The following is a 2,243-nucleotide window of genomic DNA, read 5'->3' as shown; positions in this document are numbered from 1 at the left end:
CGGCTCAACGGCGCCCCGTGACCGGAAAACCACGGGGCGCCGTTGAGCCGGACTCGCGGAGAGCCGTCAGGACAGCAGGACCGGGAGGTCGAAGAGGTCGTTCTGGGTGACGACCGGCTTGTTGCGGAGCTCCTCGCGGGGGACCGCCAGACGCAGCTGCGGGAAGCGCTCGTACAGGGCGGGCAGCGCCACCGAGGCCTCCAGGCGGGAGAGCGCCGCGCCCGGGCACACGTGCGGGCCGTGACCGAAGGAGATGTGCCGGTTCGGCGTCCGGGTCACGTCGAACTCGCCCGCCGTCGGACCGTGCTGCTCCTCGTCCCGGCCGATCGCGCCGAACGACACGATCAGCGCCTCGCCCTTGGGAAGGATCCGGTCGCCGACCTCGATGTCCTCGGTGGCGAACCGGATCAGCACGTGCGAGGTGGGCGTCGACCAGCGCAGGGTCTCCTCGATCACGTTCTCCCACGGCACCTCGCCCTTGAGCACCAGGGCACGCTGCTCGGGGTGGGTCTCCAGGGCGACGACGGCGTTCACGATCAGGCTGATCGTCGTCTCGTGCCCGGCCGCCACCATCAGCTGGAGGGTGTTGGTGATCTCCTCCGTGGTCAGCCGGTCGCCGCCCTCCGACGCCTCGATCAGCGCGCTCGTCAGGTCGTCGCCCGGCTTCTCCGTCTTGCCCGCCACGATCCCCGCGAACAGCGCACCCAGGTCCGCCATCATCTGCGGCACCTCCTCGGGCGGCGTCTGCGTCGAGAAGAACTTGTCGAACAGCGCCTTCATCCGCGGGTGGTCGGCCGGGTCGACGCCCATCAGCTCGCCCACCACGTTCATCGGCAGCGGGTACGCGAACTCCGCCTTGAGGTCCACGACCTCACCGGCCGGGAGCCCGGCCAGCCGGTCGAGCATCCCCTCGGTCAGCGACTCGATGCCCGCGCGCAGCCGCTCCACCCGGCGCGCCGTCAGCGCCTGCGCGACCAGCGTCCGCAGCCGCCGGTGCTCCTCGCCGTCGACGGTCAGCATCGACCGGCCGGGGTTCGCGAGACCGATCAGCGGCCAGTCCAGGGGTATCTCGCCGCGCTGCCACGCACCCCACACGCCGATGTCCTTGACGAGACGGGCGTCGGTGAGCAGCTTGCGCGCCTCGGCGTGCCGGGTGACGGCCCAGCAGGGCACCCCGCCGGGCAGGACGACACGGGCCAGCGGCCCGGCCTCGCGCAGCCGGGCGCTCTCGCCGTCGAGATCGGCGACGAAGGGGTCCAGGGTGATCACGGCGGCGCCGGATCCGGCGGTGTGGTCGTACGGGCAGCTCATCCGAGGGCTCCAAGGGCGGGGGTCGGGGTGTACGTCACGGGCAGCGCGGAAAGGCCGCGCAGCCAGGGGGAGGGACGGCGGGCGAGGGCGCCCTCGGCGACCGCGAGGTCCACGTCCGGCAGCCGGTCGAGCAGCACCTCGATGCCGGTACGGGCGATGGTCTCGGCGACCTCCTGCGCGGGGAACGGGCAGCGGTGCTCGCCGTGGCCGAAGGAGAGGTGCGCGTTGTTGCCGCCGGTGAACGCACCGGCGTCGGTGCGCACGTGCGGGTCGGAGTTGGCGGCGGCCAGGCCGAGCAGCAGCAGGTCGCCCCGGCCGATCCGCCGCCCGCCGAGGTGGGTGTCCCGCGAGGCCCACCGTCCGGCCACGTTCTGGGTCGGGGTGTCCTCCCACAGGACCTCGTTCATCGCCTCGCCGACGCTGTGCCGGCCGCCGGCGAGCGAGGCCGCGAACCGGTCGTCGGTGAGCATCAGGCGCAGCGAGTTGCCGATCCAGTCGGCGGTCGGCTGGTGGCCCGCGGCCATCATCACCATGAGGTCCTGGGCGACCTCCTCCAGCGTGAACCCGGCGGTGTTGGCGAGCATCCGGGAGGCCACGTCGTCGCCCGGCGCCTCGGCCTTGGCGGCGAGCAGCGCGAACATCGACTCGGCCAGGTGGCGCTGGCCCTCCAGCGCGCCCTCCCGGCCGTTGATCATGTCGTTCATGGCGGTGACGAGGCCGGGGCCCTGCTCGTCGGAGAAGCCGTAGCAGCTGGCGAGGACCCGTACCGGCAGCAGCATCGCGTACTCGGCGATGATGTCGCAGGAACCCTTGCCGCACAGCGCGTCGATGAGCTCGTCGGCGAAGCGCTCGGCACGCTCCTTCAGGACGAACGGGTCGATCGCCTCCAGGGCGTCGGAGACGACCCCGGCCCGCTCGCGGTGCCGCTCGCC

The 2,243-nt window shown here is 72.7% G+C and carries 2 protein-coding genes; both read right to left on the bottom strand.

What is annotated here, in order from left to right:
• Positions 1–66: 66 nt before the first annotated feature.
• The gene (locus CCN56_RS36160; RefSeq protein ID WP_086831987.1) at positions 67–1,311 is read right to left on the bottom strand and encodes a cytochrome P450; all 1,245 of its coding nucleotides are present in this window, start codon (positions 1,309–1,311) and stop codon (positions 67–69) included.
• The coding region (locus tag CCN56_RS36155; RefSeq protein WP_086831986.1) for a cytochrome P450 at positions 1,308–2,243 on the bottom strand (936 nt) is incomplete at its 5' end. The genes CCN56_RS36160 and CCN56_RS36155, both read right to left, overlap by 4 nt.

The organism is Streptomyces sp. NRRL B-24572, assembly GCF_002156145.1.
GTDB classification, from domain to species: domain Bacteria; phylum Actinomycetota; class Actinomycetes; order Streptomycetales; family Streptomycetaceae; genus Streptomyces; species Streptomyces vietnamensis.
This window is presented reverse-complemented; position numbering and strand designations above follow the sequence as displayed.

Bases quoted from the DNA above. Each gene is read 5' to 3' on its own strand.
- CCN56_RS36160 (WP_086831987.1), bottom strand. From the start codon at position 1,311: ATGAGCTGCCCGTACGACCACACCGCCGGATCCGGCGCCGCCGTGATC.